Consider the following 17457-nt stretch of genomic DNA (forward strand, 5'->3'; position numbering starts at 1 on the left):
CCTCGATTCACCCCCAACGAGTGCCCCACACCTCCCGTTTACCGGCGTGGGTGCACATCCCGGGCCCGCTCCAGACAGCCGACTACATGCGGGTCCTCTTCGAGAGCGCCCAGCCGGAGGCAACGGCTGCCAGCATCGACAAGCAGATCGAGTTCCGGCTGCGTCGCCACCAGCTACTCACCGGCCCGCCCCCCGACGTTCCACGCCGTGATCAGCGAGGCGGCGTTGCGTATGCGCTTCACGAGCGCCGAGGTCATGCGTGCACAGATCGAGCACCTGGTGGAACTGGCGCGCATGCCACACATCCGCATCCAGATCCTTCCGTTCGAGACCGGCGGCTTCCCAGCCGGTTCGGCACCCCGTTCGTGGTCTATGAGCACGCCGTACAAGAACTCAGCACAACGTACGTCGAGCAGCCCACCTCTTCCCCGTTCATCCCCGACCAAGCGCTGCGCACACGCTTCGCCGAGACGTTCGAGCACTTGACCAAGGCGGCACTTGAGCCGATTGGCCTCGTCACCGAACCCTCTCACTCATTCAACACATCCTCTACACGCCGTGAAAGGTCAACCGTGCCTGTCCTCACGTGGCTTAAGTCAAGCTTCAGCTCGGGCGGGCCCGACGACGAATGCATAGAACTGGCCGCTTCGGCCGGCACCGTCCACCTCCGTCAGAGCGACGCCCCGAGCACGGTCCTGACGGTGACGCCCGCTGCACTCCGCACGCTGCTCACGCACACGCGAGCAGGGGGACTGCACAGGCCAGCGTGACCAAAAATGTCCACATGCGATCTCTCGCTGATCACTCCCTGTAAGGTGCATGCCAGGCTCTGCCTGTAATGCGTTCGCTCGACGTTGCGCAGGCAGCTACGCAAGCGCGAGGGGGGATTGTCCGTGGGTTCAAATGCCGGTGGAGCAGGGGACAGCCAGGGCAAGCTGGCGAGCTCCGCGAGCGACAAGCAGCAGGCCGCGACGTTCATGGAGCAGCACTTGCTGCCCGACACTCAGCTCGCCGGCCGCATCGGGATAGGCGGCGCCATGCAGCCGCCCCTGACCGGCCTAGGAGCCCCGCAGTCGGGCCTGCTCAAGCCGGACACCGGGCTGAAGGGGCTATCGGCTTGGGCCACGGAAAAGGGGCTGTCGGAGGCGATGAGCATATGGCAGTCGCAGGCGAGCGGTCTCATGAGCCGGCTCAGCCGCGAACTGGACGCACTGCGCAGCACGAACACCCTCCTCCAGGGCCAGGACATCGCCGTCGGAGCGCAATTCGGCTCGACAACCGCGGGGCAGGGGCCGCTCCACAGTCGAATAGACGAGTGGTGAGCAGGTAACAACCGTGTCATTGACCTATCGGGATGTCATGACGGCCGACCTGTCGCCGCTGCTGAACGCGTCCGAGCTCTGGCAAAAGATGGGCAAGCGCTTCGGCGAGCTCAAGGAAGACTACGAAAATCACGTCCAGCGTGCCCTGGCCAATGGGAACTGGCAGGGCCAGGCGTTCACTGCGCACCAGAGCAGCTCTACCGCTACGGCCTCCGAATACGCTGCGGCCAAGACTGAAGCACTGGCCCTCGCCAGCCTTCTGCAGCAGGCGCACACCGAGCTCACCCGGCTGCAGAAGGCAGCGAAGGACCTGGTCGCCGAGGCCGAGGCGAAGGACTACAAGGTCGACGACTCGGGCAGGGCCACGTACGTCGGCTTCGGCAAGCTTTCCCCCCAGGAGCAGTCCGCTCTCCAGCGCGACCCGGACTACCCAAAGCTGGTGGCCGACGCCCGACAAAAGACACAGGAGTGGACCGACGCCATCGCCAAGGCCGTGCGAGCCGTGGACGAGGCCGACCAACTCGTCAACCGGGCGCTGATAAGCACGGCTGGCTTCGGCGGCTTCAACGCGCACGCCGAAGGCGACTTGGCCAAGGCGGGAGCGCCGGAGGCAGCCGCCACACGAACCGACGGCTGGAAGGTCACGAAGACCGGACCCGGTATCGGCTTCAAGGTAACCGACAGCCCCTCATACGGCAAAGAGGGCAGGCTCAAACTCTACGGCGATCTGGGCCACGTGACGGCGGAGCGATCACTGACCGACGGTCCGGCGGATGTCCACGTAATCGCCGATGCCTACGCGGGCTCGCGGGCCACGGCAAATTACGGCTTCAGCAACAAGAGCATCAGCGCTGCTGCCGAGATGTCCGACGGTGGGCGCGGCATGGTCGAGGTGCGCGAGAACCACGGCCCGATCACCTACTACACGCGGGCAGATGCGTTTATCGGCAGTGAAGCCGGAGCCAGCATCAAAGCGACCAAGGGCGAGATCGCTGCGGGAGTGAAAGGGTTTTCGGGAGCGAAGGGCGGTGTCGCCGGAGGCTTCGAATTCGCCGGTATCAGCATCGGCGGGACGGCCGAAGGATGGGCCGGCTCCGGCATCGAAGGCAAGGCTGCTTACAGCAAGGACGAGGACACCGGCAAATGGAAGATCGGCGGCAAAGCCGGTGCTGCCGACGGGCTCGGCGGCGCCGTGGGAATCGAGATTACCGTCGACCCGCACAAATTCGAAAAGGCCGTCGGCCGCGCAGCCGACGCAGTGGGTGACGCCGCCCGCTCCGTCAAGGACACGCTGAGCAGCTGGTTCTGATGCATGCCTCCATGAAAGAAGGGGCCGAGATGGCCGCGACACTGCCGGTTCCCATCGAATTTCGCCTGCCCGCCGGCTGGCGCCCGACAGATGTCGATGGTCGCGCTGCCGCAGAAGTAGCTTTTGCTGCAGTGCATCCGGAGCCCGCCGACGGATTCACCGCCAATATCACAATCAGTGGCGAGTACCGGTCCGGCGCAACGACGCTTACCGAGCTCGCTGACGATTCGGTGGAACGTCTCCGCAGGCTCGCCGAGTCGGTGGTGGTGGCGCAGCGCCACGAAATCGGCCCCCTCGACACCCCTGCCCTGACACAGCGCTTGGTCTTTTCCGTCCGCATTGGCGATGCATATCGCGACCTCGTCCAGTCCCAGGTTTACCTTTGCATAACGGACGTCCTTGACTCACACCGATGGGCAGTGGTCCGCCTGGCCCTGACCGCCGCCGCCTCCCAGCACGACGACATCCTCGAGGAATTCCAGGGCTTCGTGCGCACTGTACGCCTCACCATGGATTCGGAGGCATAGCGATGGGCAGCCTTCTGGACAAGCTGGACCGCCTTCGGGATAAATGGCGTGGAACCCAGTATCCCGACGGCAACGTCGTACCGCTCTCCACCACTGAAGTCCTGGACGCACTGCTATCGGTCGGCTCGCCTCCGGCCCCGTACCGCGTGCACAAAGCCATCACTTCGGAAAGCATTGATTTGATAGCGGAGTGGTCGCTCCAATATTCTTCGTTCGGTGAGCGCGTAAGCCAGAGGATCAAGATCCAGATGCGTCTGCATCCGGCACTGCACGAGGTCTGGGCTGTCCAGGAGAACTGGAGCATCACCAAGGGCCAGCTGACACGATCGTGGTCACATGGTCGCGGGTCGGGGTTCTATGTGGAGTGGACGTACGAGCGCGGGCCCGACGGCCGGCGACGCAAAGTCAAAACCCTGGACACGCGCGACATGCGGAACACCCTGCGAAAGGTGGTCGTCAGCTCAGGGTGGACTTGGCGCGCACTGGGCACAATGTGACCGACGCCGCCCCGCCACGTCCACCTCAGTTGGTATGGGCCCTGCGGCGGCGAAAGAGCAGTGCGGCTGCCGTCGCCGCTCCCGCAACGGCGACGCAGGCGCCTGTGGTGATCAGGTTGCGCTTAGACAGCAAGCTGTCGTTGTCGTGCGCGCTGGCCCGACCGGCCTCGGGCCCCGGTGACTTGGCGGCTGCCAGCTCCGGGAGAGGGCTCACGTCCGGGGGGCCCGGGTCTCCGGGGTTCTGCAGGGCGATGCGGGGGCGGACCACGCCGTAGCCGATGCTGTCGCTGCGCTTGTCACCGTTCTTGGGGCCGCCGGCGGTGTTGATGAGGACACGGAGGACCTGGTTGGCGGTCCAGTCGGGGTGAGCGGACCAGATGAGGGCGGCGGAGGCGGAGGCGAGGGCAGCGGCATCACTGGTGCCGTGGGAGCGGCATACGCCGGTGCCACCAAGGCATGTGGTCACCATGTTGTCGCCCGGGGCCGCGAGATCTACCTGCGGCCCCCGCACGGACCATGAGGGGGCTTTGATGTCCTGATCCACCGCAGCGACACCCACTACGCCTGGGTAAGCCGCCGGATATTCAGCCCCGTTCTCCTTGTCGCCCCTGTTTCCTGCAGAGGCGAATACCAGCTTCCCCTTTCCGATCGCGTACTCGATCGCCTTGGCGTCCTCGGGGTCAGCAGCCGGCGCTCCCATGGAAACGTTGATGACCTTTGCATCGGAGTCTGCTGCAGCACGGATGGCTCTGCGTACGGTCGCTCCGGGCAACAGATGTGTTCGCGGCGCCCTGAGGCTGGCGACCTTGAAGGGAAGGATCTTCGCGCCTGGCGCCAAGCCGAACGAGCCACGGCCGCCGTCACCCTTGCCCGAGATCAGAACAGCCATTTTCGTCCCGTGGCCGTCATAGTCCGGCCTGTCGTCTCCTTCGATGCCGGAGAGGTCCTGGCCCGGCAGAACCTGGCCTTGCAGGTCCGGGAGACTGGGGTCCACTCCGGTATCGACGACGGCAACTGTCACACCCGCACCAGTGCTGACCTTCCACATCTCTTCGGCATGCATCGCATCCAGCCACCACTGCTGGGAGCGAAGAGTGTCCGCATGAGCGGATGCCGGTGACAAGAGCCAGGGCAGGAGCGCGACAACAGCGCAGGCCGCGCTCCTCCATCGAGTAGTGACCATTCGCAGACGCATGCTTTCTATCGGTCTTTACGATCAGTCGATGACCGGCGGAACCACGCGGCGGTTGGTCTGGTCCCAGGTCGCCTCGTCCTCCACCAGGTAGTCGGGACGCTGACCCTTCCGAGCAGTGCGGCTTTGGCTACGGCTCGGCTCACCTGGGCCGCGCACTAGTCCCATGCCTCCAGGAGTGAATGTTCCGTTACCGCTCGCACCGGGACGCCGCTGGGCAGTGCCTCCCACCACTCCCCCGGGGTTCGTCGCCAGGCGACGCCCCGGGGTTGCGCTTCCCGCTCGTCCTGCAGGCCCTCCGGGCGCAGCACCGTGAGCCGGTGTATATCCCATGGGAGAAGCCGCCTGGCTGCGCCCCTGGCCAAGTTGCGCGCCCCCTACCGTGCCGCCCGTCGCGGGGGCCTCAAGCTGATTCGGAGTGCGAGGGAATCCCCGGCCACCGACAATGCCATCGCCAGGCAAACGCACGCCGGGGAGGGGAACCCGGCCGCGACCAGCGCCTCGTTCCGGCATGCCCGGAGCGATATCGAAGCGGCCTCCACCAATACCCCGTGCAGCCTCGGCAACCGCTTGTCCGCCTGCACGAGTAGTGGCGGGGCCGGGGGCAACATGCGGTACTGGAGGCACAACAGGCATGTCGCGGCTGCCACCAATCTGCGGTGTTCCCTCCAGGCCCGGTGTTGCTGCCGGAACATGCGGTACAGCTAGCCCTCCGTCCACCCGGAGGTGAGAGGAGGCCGCACCGGATCTGGCATTTGGCAGTAGGTCCGGCGCACTTACATGCCCACCTGCGCTGCCAGAGAGTCCGGTGGTGTATCCCTGCCTCTGCCCTCCTCCAGCGACTACAGGAAGGGCTTCATGGTTTCCACCACCTACGCTCCCAGATGTTCCGCGTCCTGACGGTGCTGGGATGTACTCGGAAGCATCCCTGGGATCAGGCATGAGGCCCCGAGGCGGAGGCGGGAAAGTAGGCCGCGGCGCCGTCTGCAGGTTGTGGGTCGACCACGAGTACGACTCCGCCAGTTGGCGCATCAGGCGGGCTGCTTCCAGGCGCTCCTTCTCCAGGCGTTGCTGGGCGGCGTATGCCTGTTGCTGGGTCGGGCCCTGCGGTTGGAGGCCGGTGGGTTGTTCGGTGAGGACGGACTGGGGTACCGAGCCCACCTGGCCGGGGTGGTTCTGGTGGTACGAGGCCAGCGTGGTCCTGTCGGCAGCGGGGATGTCCGGCATTGCCTTTTTGACGTCGCTCAGGGTCGAGGCCGCGTGGCCCATCCACGTGCTCGCCGTTTTGGCGAAGTCGCCGAGGCGGAGGGTGGAGTTGGCCATGTTGGCGCCCCAGGTGCGGAAGGCGTCGCCGCCTTCGCCTTCCCAGTGGACGGCTGCCATGTGTTCCTTGAGCCGGGTGCCGATCCTGGTGATGGCTGCTGCGGCTGTGCTCAGTTTCTCGCTCAGGGCCCTCGTCTGGCCCGGGTCCGCGTTCGCCACCATCGCGCGCAGTTCCTCGTGGGACTTCGACTCGAAGTCCGACGTGGTGAACAGGCCGCTCACCGGCTGGTTGATCACGGGGCCGACCGGAGTCGTCATCAGATGGCTCCTTCGTCGCTGCCGCGCTTGGCGGGGGCTGCCGGGGTGGCGTTCGGGTCCAGGGTGGGGTTGTAGAGCTGTTCCGTGCGGTGCTGGATGGCCCACATGCGGTCGCGGAGGTCGGCGTCGACGTTTTCGTAGCCGATCCGGGCGCCCAGGACCGCGGTGCTCAGGGCTTCGATCTGGTCGGCGAGGAGCCGGGAGAAGGTCTCCAGTTGGGTGTGGACCTCGTTATAGGCGCCGTGCAGCCCGTTCGCCTCGGTGAAGTTCACGCCCAGGTGGCCAGCGGCCAGGCGGGCGTCGGCTATGCGGGGTGGGGCCGCCTCGCCTTCGTGGAAGGTGGTCAGGAGCTCGTCCACCTGGCCCTTGAAGGTTTTGAGCGTGTCCAGTTCCGCCTGCAGTCGTGATGCTGAACGCGGGCCCGCGGCCGCCACCTTGTTCCCCACCCCTCAGTTGTCCCTGCTGTCCCGTTTTCCGGTGGGGTCAGGTTACTAAGGGGGACCGACAGGTCACCTGAGTAGAGGTACTCAGTTCACCGTCGCGGTTTGCGGGCGGATGGGCAGGCGGTTCACCGGGCGACCCGTGGCGGCGCGTACCGCGGAGGCCACCGCCGCCGGGGAGGTGACGACCGGGACCGCGCTGATGGCCTTGGCGCCGAAGGGGGCGACCACGTCGCGTTCCTCGACGAGCTTGACCACGTGGATGTCGGGGGCGTCCAGTGACGTCGGCAGGGCGTACGACGTGAGGTCCGGGCGGCGGACCTGGCCGCCTGCCGTGCGGAGGTTCTCCGTCAGGGCCGCGCCGATGCCCTGGGTCACTCCTGCTTCGATGCGGGCGCGGGCCTGGGCGGGGTTGAGGACGCGGCCGACGTCCTGGGCGACGGCCATCTCCACCACCCGTACGGTGCCGAGTTCGACGTCGACGTCCACGACGGCGCGCACCGCGCAGAAGGCCATGCCCACGAAGGCGTCGCCCTGGCCGGTCGCGTCGAGGGGTTCGGTGGGGTGGGGGCGGCACTGGGCGGTGGCCCAGAGCTCCTTGCCGGCCAGGGCCTCGTCGACGCTGGTGCTGAGCACGCCGTCGTACGACGTGATCTTGCCGTCGGCGATGGTCAGCAGCTCGGTCGACATGCCGAACTGGTGGGCCAGCGGCTGCAGGAGCTGGGTGCGCACCATGCGGGCGGCGCGTTCGACGGCGCCGCCGGAGACCCAGGTGTGGCGGCCGTGGCCGGCGGGGCCGGAGGGGGGCTGGTCGGTGTCGACGGGGGCGACGTGGACCTCGTCGATGCCGAGGACGTCCTGCACGATCTGCCGGGCGAGGGTGGTGAAGCCCTGCCCGGTCTCGACGGCGGCGCAGATGACCGTGGCCACCGAGCCGGTGACCTTGACCGTGGCGGTGGAGACCTCGTCGGCACCCTCGGCGCCGAGCATGTGGACCATGCCCACGCCGTAGCCGACGCCGCGCCGCACCGCGCCCGGTTCGCCGGCGCCGTCGGGGCCGCCGGGCAGCAGCCAGTGGTCGTCGGTGCCGGAGGGGTCGTCCACCGGGAGCGGCGGGAGGGGGTAGTCGCGTACGGCGCGCAGGAGCTCGGCGACCGGGGCCGGGCAGGTGACGGTCTGGCCGGTGGGCAGCACGTCGCCGGTGGCCATGACGTTGCGCAGGCGCACTTCGGCGGGGTCGAGGCCGAGCTGGGCCGCGAGCTTGTCCATCTGGCCCTCGTAGGCGGCGCACACCTGCAGGGCGCCCTCGCCGCGCACGTGGCCGGAGGGCGGGTTGTTGGTGCGGACGGCCCAGCCCTCGACGAAGGCGTTGGGGACGACGTACGGGCCGCAGGCGAAGGCGACGGCGGCGGCGAGGGCCTCGGAGGAGGAGTCGGCGTAGGCGCCGGCGTCCATGAGGATCTGCGCCTCGACCTTCAGCAGCCGGCCCTCGGCGTCGGCGTGGTGGCGGTAGCGCAGCAGGGTGGGGTGCCGGTGGGGGTGGCTGAGGAAGGACTCCTCGCGGGTGGCGACGAGCTTGACCGGGTGGCCGGTGCGCAGGGCGAGCAGGCCGAGGGCGAGCTGGGTGCCGGGGTCCTCGCGGTCGCCCATGGCGCCGGGGACGCCGGTGACGACGACCTTGACGCGTTCGGGTTCCAGACCGAGGCGGGCGGCGACGAGGTCGCGGTCGGCGTGCGGGTCGGTGGAGGCGGTGTAGATCTCGACGCCGCCGTCGGGGCGGGGTACGGCGAGGGCGGCCTCGGCGCCGATGGGCGCGGGGTCCTGGCGCCCGATGCGGTACAGCCCCTCGACGATCACGTCGCCGACGACCTCCGGGTCGCCGAAGCTCAGCGGGATGTGGCGGACGAGGTTGCCGTCGGGGTGCAGGGGTTCGGCGGCGAAGGCCTGCTCGGGGTCGGTGACCGGGTCCAGCAGCTCGTACTCGACGGCGATGGCCGCCGCGGCGAGGCGGGCGGTGTCGGGGTGGTCGGCGGCCACGGCGGCGAGGGGCTCGCCGTGGTGGCGCACGACGTCCGAGGCGAAGACGGGCCGGTCGGCGGTGCGGTGGCCGTGCGGGCCCCGGCCGGGCACGTCGGCGTGGGTGACCACGGCGCGTACGCCCGGCATCGCGGCGGCGGCGGAGGTGTCGAGCGAGACGATGCGGGCGTGGGGGTGCGGGGAGCGCAGGACGGCGGCCCACAGCAGGCCCTCGGCCCACAGGTCGGCGGCGTAGGGGAAGGTGCCCTGGGTCTTGGCGGGGGCGTCGGTCGCCGGCAGGGAGACGCCGATGCCGCGCAGCCGGGCCGGAGGGGTGGTGACGGGCAGGGCGAAGGCCGTGGCGACGGAACCGGGGTCGTCCAGGCCCGGCGTGCCCGCAGCTCCACCCGCCCCGCCCATGCCGGACGTGCCGCCCATTGCCGTCATGCCGTCGCCTTTCCGAAGCCGCTGCCGGTGCCGTCGTCGCCGTACGGGGCCGCCTGGTGCGGGATGCGGGCCGTGCCGTCGCCCTGGCCGCCCTCCTGCTGTTCCTGGGCCTCGGCCAGGGCCGCGGCCGCTTCGGCGCGCTCCTCGGCGACCTGGCGGACGGCGGCGAGGACGCCCTGGTAGCCGGAGCAGCGGCACAGGTTGCCGCACAGGGCCTGGCGGGTCTCCAGGTCGCTGGGAGCGTGGTTGCCCTCCAGCAGGTCGTGCACGGTCATGGCCATGCCTGGTACGCAGAAGCCGCACTGGACGGCGCCGCAGTCGATGAGGGCGCGCTGCACGTCGGAGGGCCGGCCGTGCTCGGCCAGGCCCTCGACGGTGCGGATCTCGGAGCCGGCGGTGGTCGCGGCGGGCACGAGGCAGGAGGCCACGAGGCGGCCGTCGACCTGGACGGAGCAGGCGCCGCACTCGCCCTGCGAGCAGCCGTCCTTGGCGCCGGCGAGACCGAGGCGCTCGCGCAGCACGTACAGCAGCGACTCGCCGATCCAGGCGCCGGTCACGGGCCGGTCGGTGCCGTTGACGCGCAGGACGTAGGAGGCGCAGGGGTGTTCGTTGTGGGGGTGCGCCTCGGCGGCCGGTCCGGGCTCGGCGTAGCCGGTGGCCGCGTCGGCGTAGTCGGTGGCGGCGTAGTCGGTGGCGGCGTCGGCGTGGTCTGCGGTGTCCGCGGGCTCGGCCGGGTGGTCGGGGGTGTCCGCGTGGTCCGTGTGGTCGGCGTGGTCCGCGTGGTCGGCCGCGGCCGCGTCCCCTTCCGCGGTTGCCGCGGGAGCAACCGGCTCCTCCACCGGTTCCGCCACGTCAACGGCCGGGCTCTCGGCAGGAGTACCGGCCGGAGTGGGCGTCCACTCCTGCGGGCCGTGATCGCCCGCACCGGTGACGGCGCCGGCGTCGCGCAGCGCGTACTCGCCGGACTCCTCCACGGAGTCGTCCCCGGCGGCCGGGACCGTCCACTGCCCCGTGCCGTGCACGTCGTGGACGTGCGCGGGCGCGGGCTCATGTGCGGGCTGCGCGGGCTCGTGTGCGGGCTCGTCAGCGGTGGCGAACGGCATGGCCCACTGCTGCGTGTCGTCGAGCCCCTCCGCGGCAGGAGCGGCAGGGGCAGCAGGAGCGGCCGGGGCCGGCGCGGCGGCCGGCTCGTACGCCGTCTGCCAGTGGCCGGTGTCGGCCGGCGGCGGCGTGTAGCCCGTGCCGGGCGCGGTGAGGGGGTCCCAGGAACCGGTGGCGCCCGGGCCCGGGTGGGCGAGCAGCTCGGGCGGGAGCTGTACGAAGGTGGTGCCCTCGGCGTCGAGGCCGGCGCCCTGCGGGATGGGCTGCCAGGTGCCCGCGCCGGGCGCGGCGGTGTGGTGCTGCTGTTCGTCACTCACGCGAGTGCCCTCCCCAGTGCTCGGCGGGCCAGGGTCGCCACCGTACGACGCAGGTGCAGCACGGCCGGCGGCAGGGTACCGGGCGCGGCCGCCCCGTGGTCGGTCAGGGCGTCCGGCGCGGGTGTCGGATCGGGGATGCAGGCGGTGGCGACGTACTCGCCGAAGGCGGCCAGGACGTCGGGCGCGAGGGCGCGTTCGCCGTCCCAGTCGACGATCGAGGACACCCAGCGCTCGGCGTCGAACGGGCGCAGCGGCATGGGTGCCACGGCGCCGACCGCGCAGCGCACGCTGCGCCGCGCCGGGTCGAGGACGACGGCCACGGAGGCCGTGGCGCGGCCGGGGCCGGTGCGGCCGGTGGCCTTGAGGAAGGTCTGCGGGGCGTGCAGCAGGGGCACGCGGACGTAGCCGATCAGCTCGCCGGGGCGGAGCATGTCGAGGCCGGCCAGGAGGTGGCCGACGGGGACCTCCCGGCGCGTGCCGCCGGGGCCGGCGATGACGAGGGAGGCCTCCAGGGCGGCGAGGACGGGCAGGCAGTCGCCGGTCGGGGCGGCGGAGGCGATGTTGCCGCCGAGGGTGCCGGCGTTGCGGATCTGGGGCGGTCCGGCGGTGCGGGCGGCGGCGGCGAGGGCGGGCATGAGGGCGGCGAAGTCGGGCCGTCCCATGCGGGCGTGGGTGAGCCCGGCACCGAGCAGGGCGGCGCCGTCCTGGTACTGCCAGCCGCGGATCTCGTTGATGCGGCCGAGGCCGACGAGGCCGGCGGGGCGCAGCAGGCCGGCGTTGACGGCGGCCATCAGGTCGGTGCCCCCGGCGACGGGCACGGCCGTGGGCATGGCGGCCAGCGCTGCCACGGCTTCGTCGAGCGAGCCCGGCAACGTCACGGTGTGCGCCGCCTGTGGTGCGTGCGTGGTCAACCCAGCTGCCCCTTCCCCGGTGGTCCCGGTGGTCCCGACTGTTCCGCCAGGTCTCGCCGTACGGTACGTGCTGTCGGCCCGGACGTGGAAACTGTGGCACATCTTCCGGGTCCGCCGTCGTGAGGGTCCACGAACCACCGGAACGCACCTGCTTACACAAAAGGTCCGTATGTGGCGACCGGCTCCACCCCGGGCCGGATGGCCGATTTGGTCATGATGGGGACGATTGCCCGCGTAATGCCATGCTTCGGAACCCTTGTGCGACTTACGGCGGTGTGCGAAGGACCACCGTGCCAGGAGCCGTCGTACGGTTCGTCAGCTTCCCGCCGGGCTCACACGATCGGGGGCGCGCCCTCGATCGGGCGTCCGAGCACGCCGGGCCGGCGCTGCCAGGGGCGGGGGCCGGCGGGCGGCCGGTAATCGACGCCGAGGGCGTCCAGGCGCGGATAGTGGGCGGCCATGCGCCGTTCGAACCCGGCGAAGTCGCGCTCCGCGGGCGCGGGCAGCACGGACCACACGGTCTCGGCGAACGCGGCCAGGCGGGGGAACGCCTGGTAGTCCACGCGCTGCTGGTTCTCCATCACCTCGGTCCACAGGTTGGCCTGCGCGCCCAGCACCCGGCGCGCCTCCTCGCCGGTCAGACCGGGCGGTACGGGCTCGAACCGGTGGACGTCCTCCAGGGTGCGCACGTAGCCGATGGGCACGGGCTCGTCGGGGCCGGGAGCCTGCCGGTGGTCGAGGTAGACGTGCTGCTCGGGGCACATGACGACGTCGTGCCCGGCCCGGGCGGCGGCGACCCCGCCCGCGTAGCCGCGCCAGGAGGAGACGACCGCCCCTTCCGCCAGGCCGCCTTCGAGGATCTCGTCCCAGCCGACGAGGCGGCGGCCGCGCTGCGCGAGCCAGCGGTCGAAGTGGCGGATGAACCAGCTCTGCAGCTCCTCCTCGTCCGCCAGCCCCTCCGCCGCCATCCGCGCCTGCGCGGCCGGCGAGGCGCGCCACTGGTCCTTGGGGCACTCGTCGCCGCCGATGTGCACGAACGGCGACGGGAAGAGGTCGAGGACCTCCGTCAGGACGTCCTCGTAGAAGGCGAGGACGCGGTCGGTGGGCGCGAGCACGTTGGGGTTGATGCCCCAGGTGTCCCAGACCCCGAGGGCGGCGGTGTCGACGACGTCGGTGTTGCCCAGCTCGGGATAGGCGGCGATCGCGGCCTGCGAGTGGCCGGGCAGGTCGATCTCGGGAACGACCATGACGTGCCGCTCGGCGGCGTAGGCGACGATCTCGCGCACGTCGTCCTTGGTGTAGTGACCGCCGTGCGGCCGCTCGTCCCACAGCGGCGAGGCACGGTGCCCCACCTTCGTACGCGCCCGCCAGGCGCCGACCTCGGTCAGCCGGGGGTGGGCGTCGATCTGCAGCCGCCAGCCCTGGTCGTCCGTCAGGTGCAGGTGCAGGACGTTGAGCTTGTGGGCGGCCAGCAGGTCGATGTAGCGCAGCACGCCGTCCTTGGGCATGAAGTGCCGCGCGACGTCGAGCAGGACACCGCGCCAGGCGAAGCGGGGGGCGTCCTCGACGACGACGCAGGGCAGGTGCCACTCCCGCCTGCCCGTGACCGGCGCGCGCCGGAACGCGTCCGGGCCGAGCAGCTGGCGCAGGGTCTGGGCCGCCCAGAAGACGCCGGCCGGGCTGCCGCCGTCGAGGCGTACGGCGTATCCGTCGACGACGATCCGGTAGCCCTCCGGGCCGAGCTCGCGCTCCACGGCGGGGTCGACGGCGAGGACGAGGCGGTTGTCGTCGTCATCGCCCGGGGCGAGGGGCAGGCCGGTGGCGGCCCCGACCGTGGCGCGCAGCCAGCGGGCGGTGCCCTCGGTGCCGGGCCGCGCCTCGACGAGGGTGTCCTCGTCGAGGACGTACAGGCCCGCGGGCGGCACCTCCCGGACGGAGCGCGGCGCGGGGATCAGCGTGTGGGCGGCGTCGGCATCGGTCATGCCCCGATCATCGACAGCCGCAGGCCGTCGTATGCACGCACGCGTATGCACGCACGGCTCCCGGAGCGCACGCCAGGTGCGTCCCGGGAGCCGTGGCAGAGCCGAGGCGGGCAGGGAGGGGGCTACTTGTCGCCCTTGCCGCCCTTGCCACCCTTGTCGTCGCCGCCGGCGCCCATGCCGTCGAAGATCTCCTTGCACATCGGGCAGACCGGGTACTTCTTGGGGTCGCGCCCGGGCACCCAGACCTTGCCGCACAGGGCGACGACCGGGGAGCCGGAGAGCGCGCTCTCCATGATCTTGTCCTTCTGGACGTAGTGGGCGAAGCGCTCGTGGTCGCCGTCGCCGTGCGACACCTGCGGTGTCGGCTCTACGAGGGTGCCGGTACCTGCTCCGCGCTCGGGCTCGAGAGTGCTCATGGTCTCCAAGGGTACTGGGGCGGAGCCGGGTCAGTTGAGGCTCGGGTCGTCCGGATAGGTGGCGACCATCGCCAGTTCGTTGCGCTGGCGGCGCAGCACGGCCCGCCACAGCCGCTGCGGGTCGGGCGAGGAGACGTCGCCGGGCTCGGACTCCACCACGTACCAGGCGCCCTCGACCAGCTCCTCCTCCAGCTGGCCCGGGCCCCAGCCCGAGTACCCGGCGAAGATCCGCAGCGAGCCCACCTGTCTGGCCAGCAGCTCCGGCGGGGCCTCCAGGTCGACCAGGCCGATCGCCCCGTGCACCCGGCGCCAGCCCAGCGGCCCGGGCGCGGCGCCGGCCCCGGCGCCGCCGCCGTGGGCCTCGCCCGGCACCACGGCCACGCCGAGGGCCGAGTCCAGCGAGACCGGACCGCCCTGGAAGACGACGCCCGGCTCCCCGGCGAGCGCCGCCCAGGACTGGAGGATGTCGCCGACGCCGATGGGGGTCGGCCGGTTGAGGATCACGCCCAGGGAGCCCTCCGCGTCGTGGTCGAGCAGCAGGACCACGGCCCGGTCGAAGTTCGGGTCGGCCAGAGCCGGCGTCGCCACGAGCAGTCGCCCTGTGAGCGAGGACACCTCGGTCATGGCGACATGATCCCGCATTTCGGGCCGCTGTGGGGAGTGCGGTGGCCCGCCCGGCAGGGGCGGGCGGGGGCGTACGAGAGCAGCCCTGCAGCGTTCCGGGGCACCGCTGCGGGCCGCGGGGGCCGGAATGCCTGCGCCGCAACCGGGGAACCCGGAAGGGTCCGGGAGCGTCTTGCGAGTGCGTGCAGCGCCCGTAAGGGGTCATACCGCCCGTAGCCGCCCGGCCGCGACGGCGGCGTGATAACCGGTAGCGACCGTTCCATTAACGGAGCGTGTTGTGACAAACCCATGACGTTCCCGCACCCCCTGCGGGGCGGCAGAAGGGCCCCGCGGTCGCATTACCCTTTCTTCTTGCCCCTTGCCCAACTCCAGGAACGCGAGATCCATGACCGGCCCTGACGATGTCCTGCTTGTCCACGGCGGTACCCCGCTCGAGGGAGAGATCCGCGTCCGCGGCGCCAAGAACCTCGTGCCCAAGGCCATGGTCGCCGCCCTGCTCGGCACCGGGCCGTCCCGGCTGCGCAACGTCCCCGACATCCGCGACGTGCGCGTGGTGCGCGGCCTGCTGCAGCTGCACGGCGTGACCGTCCGCCCGGGCGACGAGCCCGGCGAGCTGGTCATGGACCCGACCTACGTGGAGAGCGCCAACGTCGCGGACATCGACGCGCACGCCGGCTCCTCGCGCATCCCGATCCTCTTCTGCGGCCCGCTGCTGCACCGCCTCGGCCACGCCTTCATCCCCGGCCTGGGCGGCTGCGACATCGGCGGCCGGCCGATCGACTTCCACTTCGAGGTGCTGCGCCAGTTCGGCGCGACCATCGAGAAGCGCGAGGGCGGCCAGTACCTGGAGGCCCCGCAGCGGCTGCGCGGCTGCAAGATCCGCCTGCCGTACCCGTCGGTCGGCGCGACCGAGCAGGTGCTGCTGACGGCCGTGCTCGCCGAGGGCGTCACCGAGCTGTCCAACGCGGCGGTCGAACCCGAGATCGAGGACCTCATCTGCGTGCTGCAGAAGATGGGCGCGATCATCGCCATGGACACCGACCGCACCATCCGCATCACCGGTGTCGACACGCTCGGCGGCTACAACCACCGCGCCCTGCCCGACCGCCTGGAGTCCGCCTCCTGGGCCTCGGCCGCCCTGGCCACCGAGGGCAACATCTACGTCCGCGGCGCCAGCCAGCGCGAGATGATGACCTTCCTCAACACCTACCGCAAGGTCGGCGGCGCCTTCGAGATCGACGACGACGGCATCCGCTTCTGGCACCCGGGCGGCTCGCTCAAGGCCATAGCGCTGGAGACGGACGTCCACCCCGGCTTCCAGACCGACTGGCAGCAGCCGCTGGTCGTCGCCCTGACGCAGGCCAGCGGCCTGTCGATCGTCCACGAGACGGTCTACGAGTCCCGCCTGGGCTTCACGTCGGCGCTGAACCAGATGGGCGCGCACATCCAGCTGTACCGCGAGTGCCTGGGCGGCTCGGCCTGCCGCTTCGGCCAGCGCAACTTCCTGCACTCCGCGGTCGTCTCCGGCCCGACGAAGCTGCAGGGCGCCGACCTGGTCATCCCCGACCTGCGCGGCGGCTTCTCGTACCTCATCGCCGCGCTGGCGGCGCAGGGCACGTCGCGGGTGCACGGCATCGACCTGATCAACCGCGGCTACGAGAACTTCATGCAGAAGCTGCGCGATCTGGGCGCCAACGTGGAACTGCCCGGCGGTGCGGAGGCTGCTGCGCAGGGCTGAGCCGGGGCGACTGCGTCACGACTGCATCAACGGAAGGGCGGGCTGCATGCGCAGCCCGCCCTTCCGTTTGCGGCCGCGCGCCCTGACGGGGCGCCACGGGGCGGGCGCGAGGCGGTTGGGCCCTGGGCACCCTGACGAGGCGTTAGGGGGTTCACGGGCCGTTCACGGGCCGTTTACGCCGAAAGGGCGGCCACCCCGGTGGGGTGGCCGCCCTTCCTGCTGAAGGTTTACTTGCCCTTCGCGGCTTCCTTGAGCTTGGAGCCCGCGGAGACCTTCACGCTGTAACCGGCAGCGATCTGGATCGGCTCGCCCGTCTGCGGGTTGCGCGCGGTCCGAGCGGCACGGTGCGTGCGCTCGAAGGTCAGGAAGCCGGGGATGGTGACCTTCTCGTCGCCCTTCGCGACGATCTCGCCGACGGTCTCGGCGAAAGCAGCCAGAACGGCGTCGGCGTCCTTGCGGGTCACCTCGGCGCGGTCGGCCACTGCGGCCACCAGCTCACTGCGGTTCATGTTGTACTCCCGTGTTCTTCTTGCCAATGAGGCGTGAGATCGAAGCCGATGCTGCCAGGGCCCTCGGACAGTCCCCGGACCCGGGTCCGTTTGCCAGACCCTCGCGCCCGGTTACGCATCCTGCCCCCACCAGTGGCGGGAAAGCCAATCCGGCACCCTGGAGAGTCACACGGAAAGCGCCACGGCCAGCGCCACAGCCTCGGATGCAGCCGCATTTCTGCAGCCGGATGTCTGCCCGACACCTTATGGGGGGCCAAGTGGCGTCGCGCCACTCGACGCGCCGTGCTCAGAGCGTCGTGGTGGCCGTCACAGCCGCTCCGGCCGCCTTGGCGGCCTCCCGGACCGCACCCGCGACCGCCCCGGCGACCTTGTCGTTGAAGACGCTGGGGATGATGTAGTTCGCGTTGAGTTCCTCGCCGTGGACGACGTCGGCGAGGGCGCGGGCGGCGGCGAGCATCATGTCGGTGTTCACGGTGCGGGACTGGGCGTCGAGCAGGCCGCGGAAGACGCCGGGGAAGACCAGGACGT

General features: G+C 70.7%; 16 protein-coding genes and 1 pseudogene. 7 read left to right on the forward strand and 10 right to left on the reverse strand.

From position 1 onward, the window contains the following. The first annotated feature begins 50 nt into the window (after nt 1–50). The 6 genes and pseudogenes from ABD361_RS30645 (at nt 51) to ABD361_RS10195 (ending at nt 3655) form a co-directional block, all read left to right on the forward strand. Nucleotides 51–486: pseudogene (locus tag ABD361_RS30645) on the forward strand (DUF5753 domain-containing protein). Nucleotides 487–572: 86 nt separating this feature from the next. Then, complete coding sequence (locus ABD361_RS30650; protein ID WP_361746909.1) at nt 573–770, forward strand: DUF397 domain-containing protein; 198 nt, start codon at nt 573–575, stop codon at nt 768–770. A 123-nt stretch (nt 771–893) separates the two neighbouring features. After that, on the forward strand, nt 894–1322 hold the full coding sequence (locus ABD361_RS10180) for a hypothetical protein (protein ID WP_344434576.1): 429 nt from the start codon (nt 894–896) through the stop codon (nt 1320–1322). Nucleotides 1323–1359: 37 nt separating this feature from the next. Then, complete coding sequence (locus ABD361_RS10185) at nt 1360–2631, forward strand: hypothetical protein (RefSeq protein WP_344434577.1); 1272 nt, start codon at nt 1360–1362, stop codon at nt 2629–2631. 29 nt (nt 2632–2660) lie between these two features. Beyond that, nucleotides 2661–3158 carry a hypothetical protein gene (locus ABD361_RS10190; RefSeq protein WP_344434578.1) on the forward strand — a complete coding sequence of 166 codons (498 nt, stop codon included), beginning with the start codon at nt 2661–2663 and terminating at the stop codon, nt 3156–3158. Nucleotides 3159–3160: 2 nt separating this feature from the next. Further along, nucleotides 3161–3655, forward strand: coding sequence for a hypothetical protein (locus ABD361_RS10195; protein ID WP_344434579.1), 495 nt, complete (start codon nt 3161–3163; stop codon nt 3653–3655). A 25-nt stretch (nt 3656–3680) separates the two neighbouring features. Here the strand turns inward: ABD361_RS10195 and mycP are convergent, their stop codons facing one another. The 8 genes from mycP to ABD361_RS10235 form a co-directional block, all read right to left on the reverse strand. Then, entirely contained in the window at nt 3681–4718 is a 1038-nt protein-coding gene (mycP, locus tag ABD361_RS10200) for a type VII secretion-associated serine protease mycosin (protein ID WP_344434580.1), read from the reverse strand. Nucleotides 4719–6427: 1709 nt separating this feature from the next. Continuing rightward, nucleotides 6428–6874, reverse strand: coding sequence for a hypothetical protein (locus tag ABD361_RS10205; RefSeq protein ID WP_344434581.1), 447 nt, complete (start codon nt 6872–6874; stop codon nt 6428–6430). A gap of 81 nt (nt 6875–6955) precedes the next feature. Beyond that, nucleotides 6956–9322: a xanthine dehydrogenase family protein molybdopterin-binding subunit gene (locus ABD361_RS10210; RefSeq protein ID WP_344434613.1), complete on the reverse strand. Its 2367-nt coding sequence runs from the start codon at nt 9320–9322 to the stop codon at nt 6956–6958. Nucleotides 9323–9327: 5 nt separating this feature from the next. Continuing rightward, the gene (locus tag ABD361_RS10215) at nt 9328–10749 is read right to left on the reverse strand and encodes a 2Fe-2S iron-sulfur cluster-binding protein (protein WP_344434582.1); all 1422 of its coding nucleotides are present in this window, start codon (nt 10747–10749) and stop codon (nt 9328–9330) included. Next, on the reverse strand, nt 10746–11660 hold the full coding sequence (locus tag ABD361_RS10220; RefSeq protein WP_344434583.1) for an FAD binding domain-containing protein: 915 nt from the start codon (nt 11658–11660) through the stop codon (nt 10746–10748). Before ABD361_RS10220 ends, ABD361_RS10215 begins: the two co-directional genes overlap by 4 nt. 332 nt (nt 11661–11992) lie before the next feature. Further along, entirely contained in the window at nt 11993–13642 is a 1650-nt protein-coding gene (locus ABD361_RS10225; RefSeq protein WP_344434585.1) for a beta-N-acetylhexosaminidase, read from the reverse strand. 122 nt (nt 13643–13764) lie between these two features. Continuing rightward, a complete protein-coding gene (locus tag ABD361_RS10230) occupies nt 13765–14058 on the reverse strand; it encodes a DUF3039 domain-containing protein (RefSeq protein WP_344434586.1) in 294 nt (97 codons plus the stop codon). Nucleotides 14059–14088: 30 nt separating this feature from the next. Further along, entirely contained in the window at nt 14089–14682 is a 594-nt protein-coding gene (locus ABD361_RS10235; protein ID WP_344434587.1) for a YqgE/AlgH family protein, read from the reverse strand. Nucleotides 14683–15067: 385 nt separating this feature from the next. Here ABD361_RS10235 and murA point away from each other — a divergent pair, with 385 nt between their 5' ends. After that, nucleotides 15068–16420: a UDP-N-acetylglucosamine 1-carboxyvinyltransferase gene (gene murA / locus ABD361_RS10240; protein ID WP_344434588.1), complete on the forward strand. Its 1353-nt coding sequence runs from the start codon at nt 15068–15070 to the stop codon at nt 16418–16420. Between the two features lie 227 nt (nt 16421–16647). On the opposite strand, the gene ABD361_RS10245 is transcribed toward murA, so the two are convergent. Then, complete coding sequence (locus tag ABD361_RS10245) at nt 16648–16929, reverse strand: HU family DNA-binding protein (protein ID WP_190128934.1); 282 nt, start codon at nt 16927–16929, stop codon at nt 16648–16650. 286 nt (nt 16930–17215) lie between these two features. After that, on the reverse strand, nt 17216–17457 hold a 242-nt coding region (locus ABD361_RS10250), incomplete at its 5' end, for a malic enzyme-like NAD(P)-binding protein (protein WP_344434589.1).

This window comes from Streptomyces luteosporeus (assembly GCF_039532865.1).
Classification (GTDB): Bacteria; Actinomycetota; Actinomycetes; order Streptomycetales; family Streptomycetaceae; genus Streptomyces; species Streptomyces luteosporeus.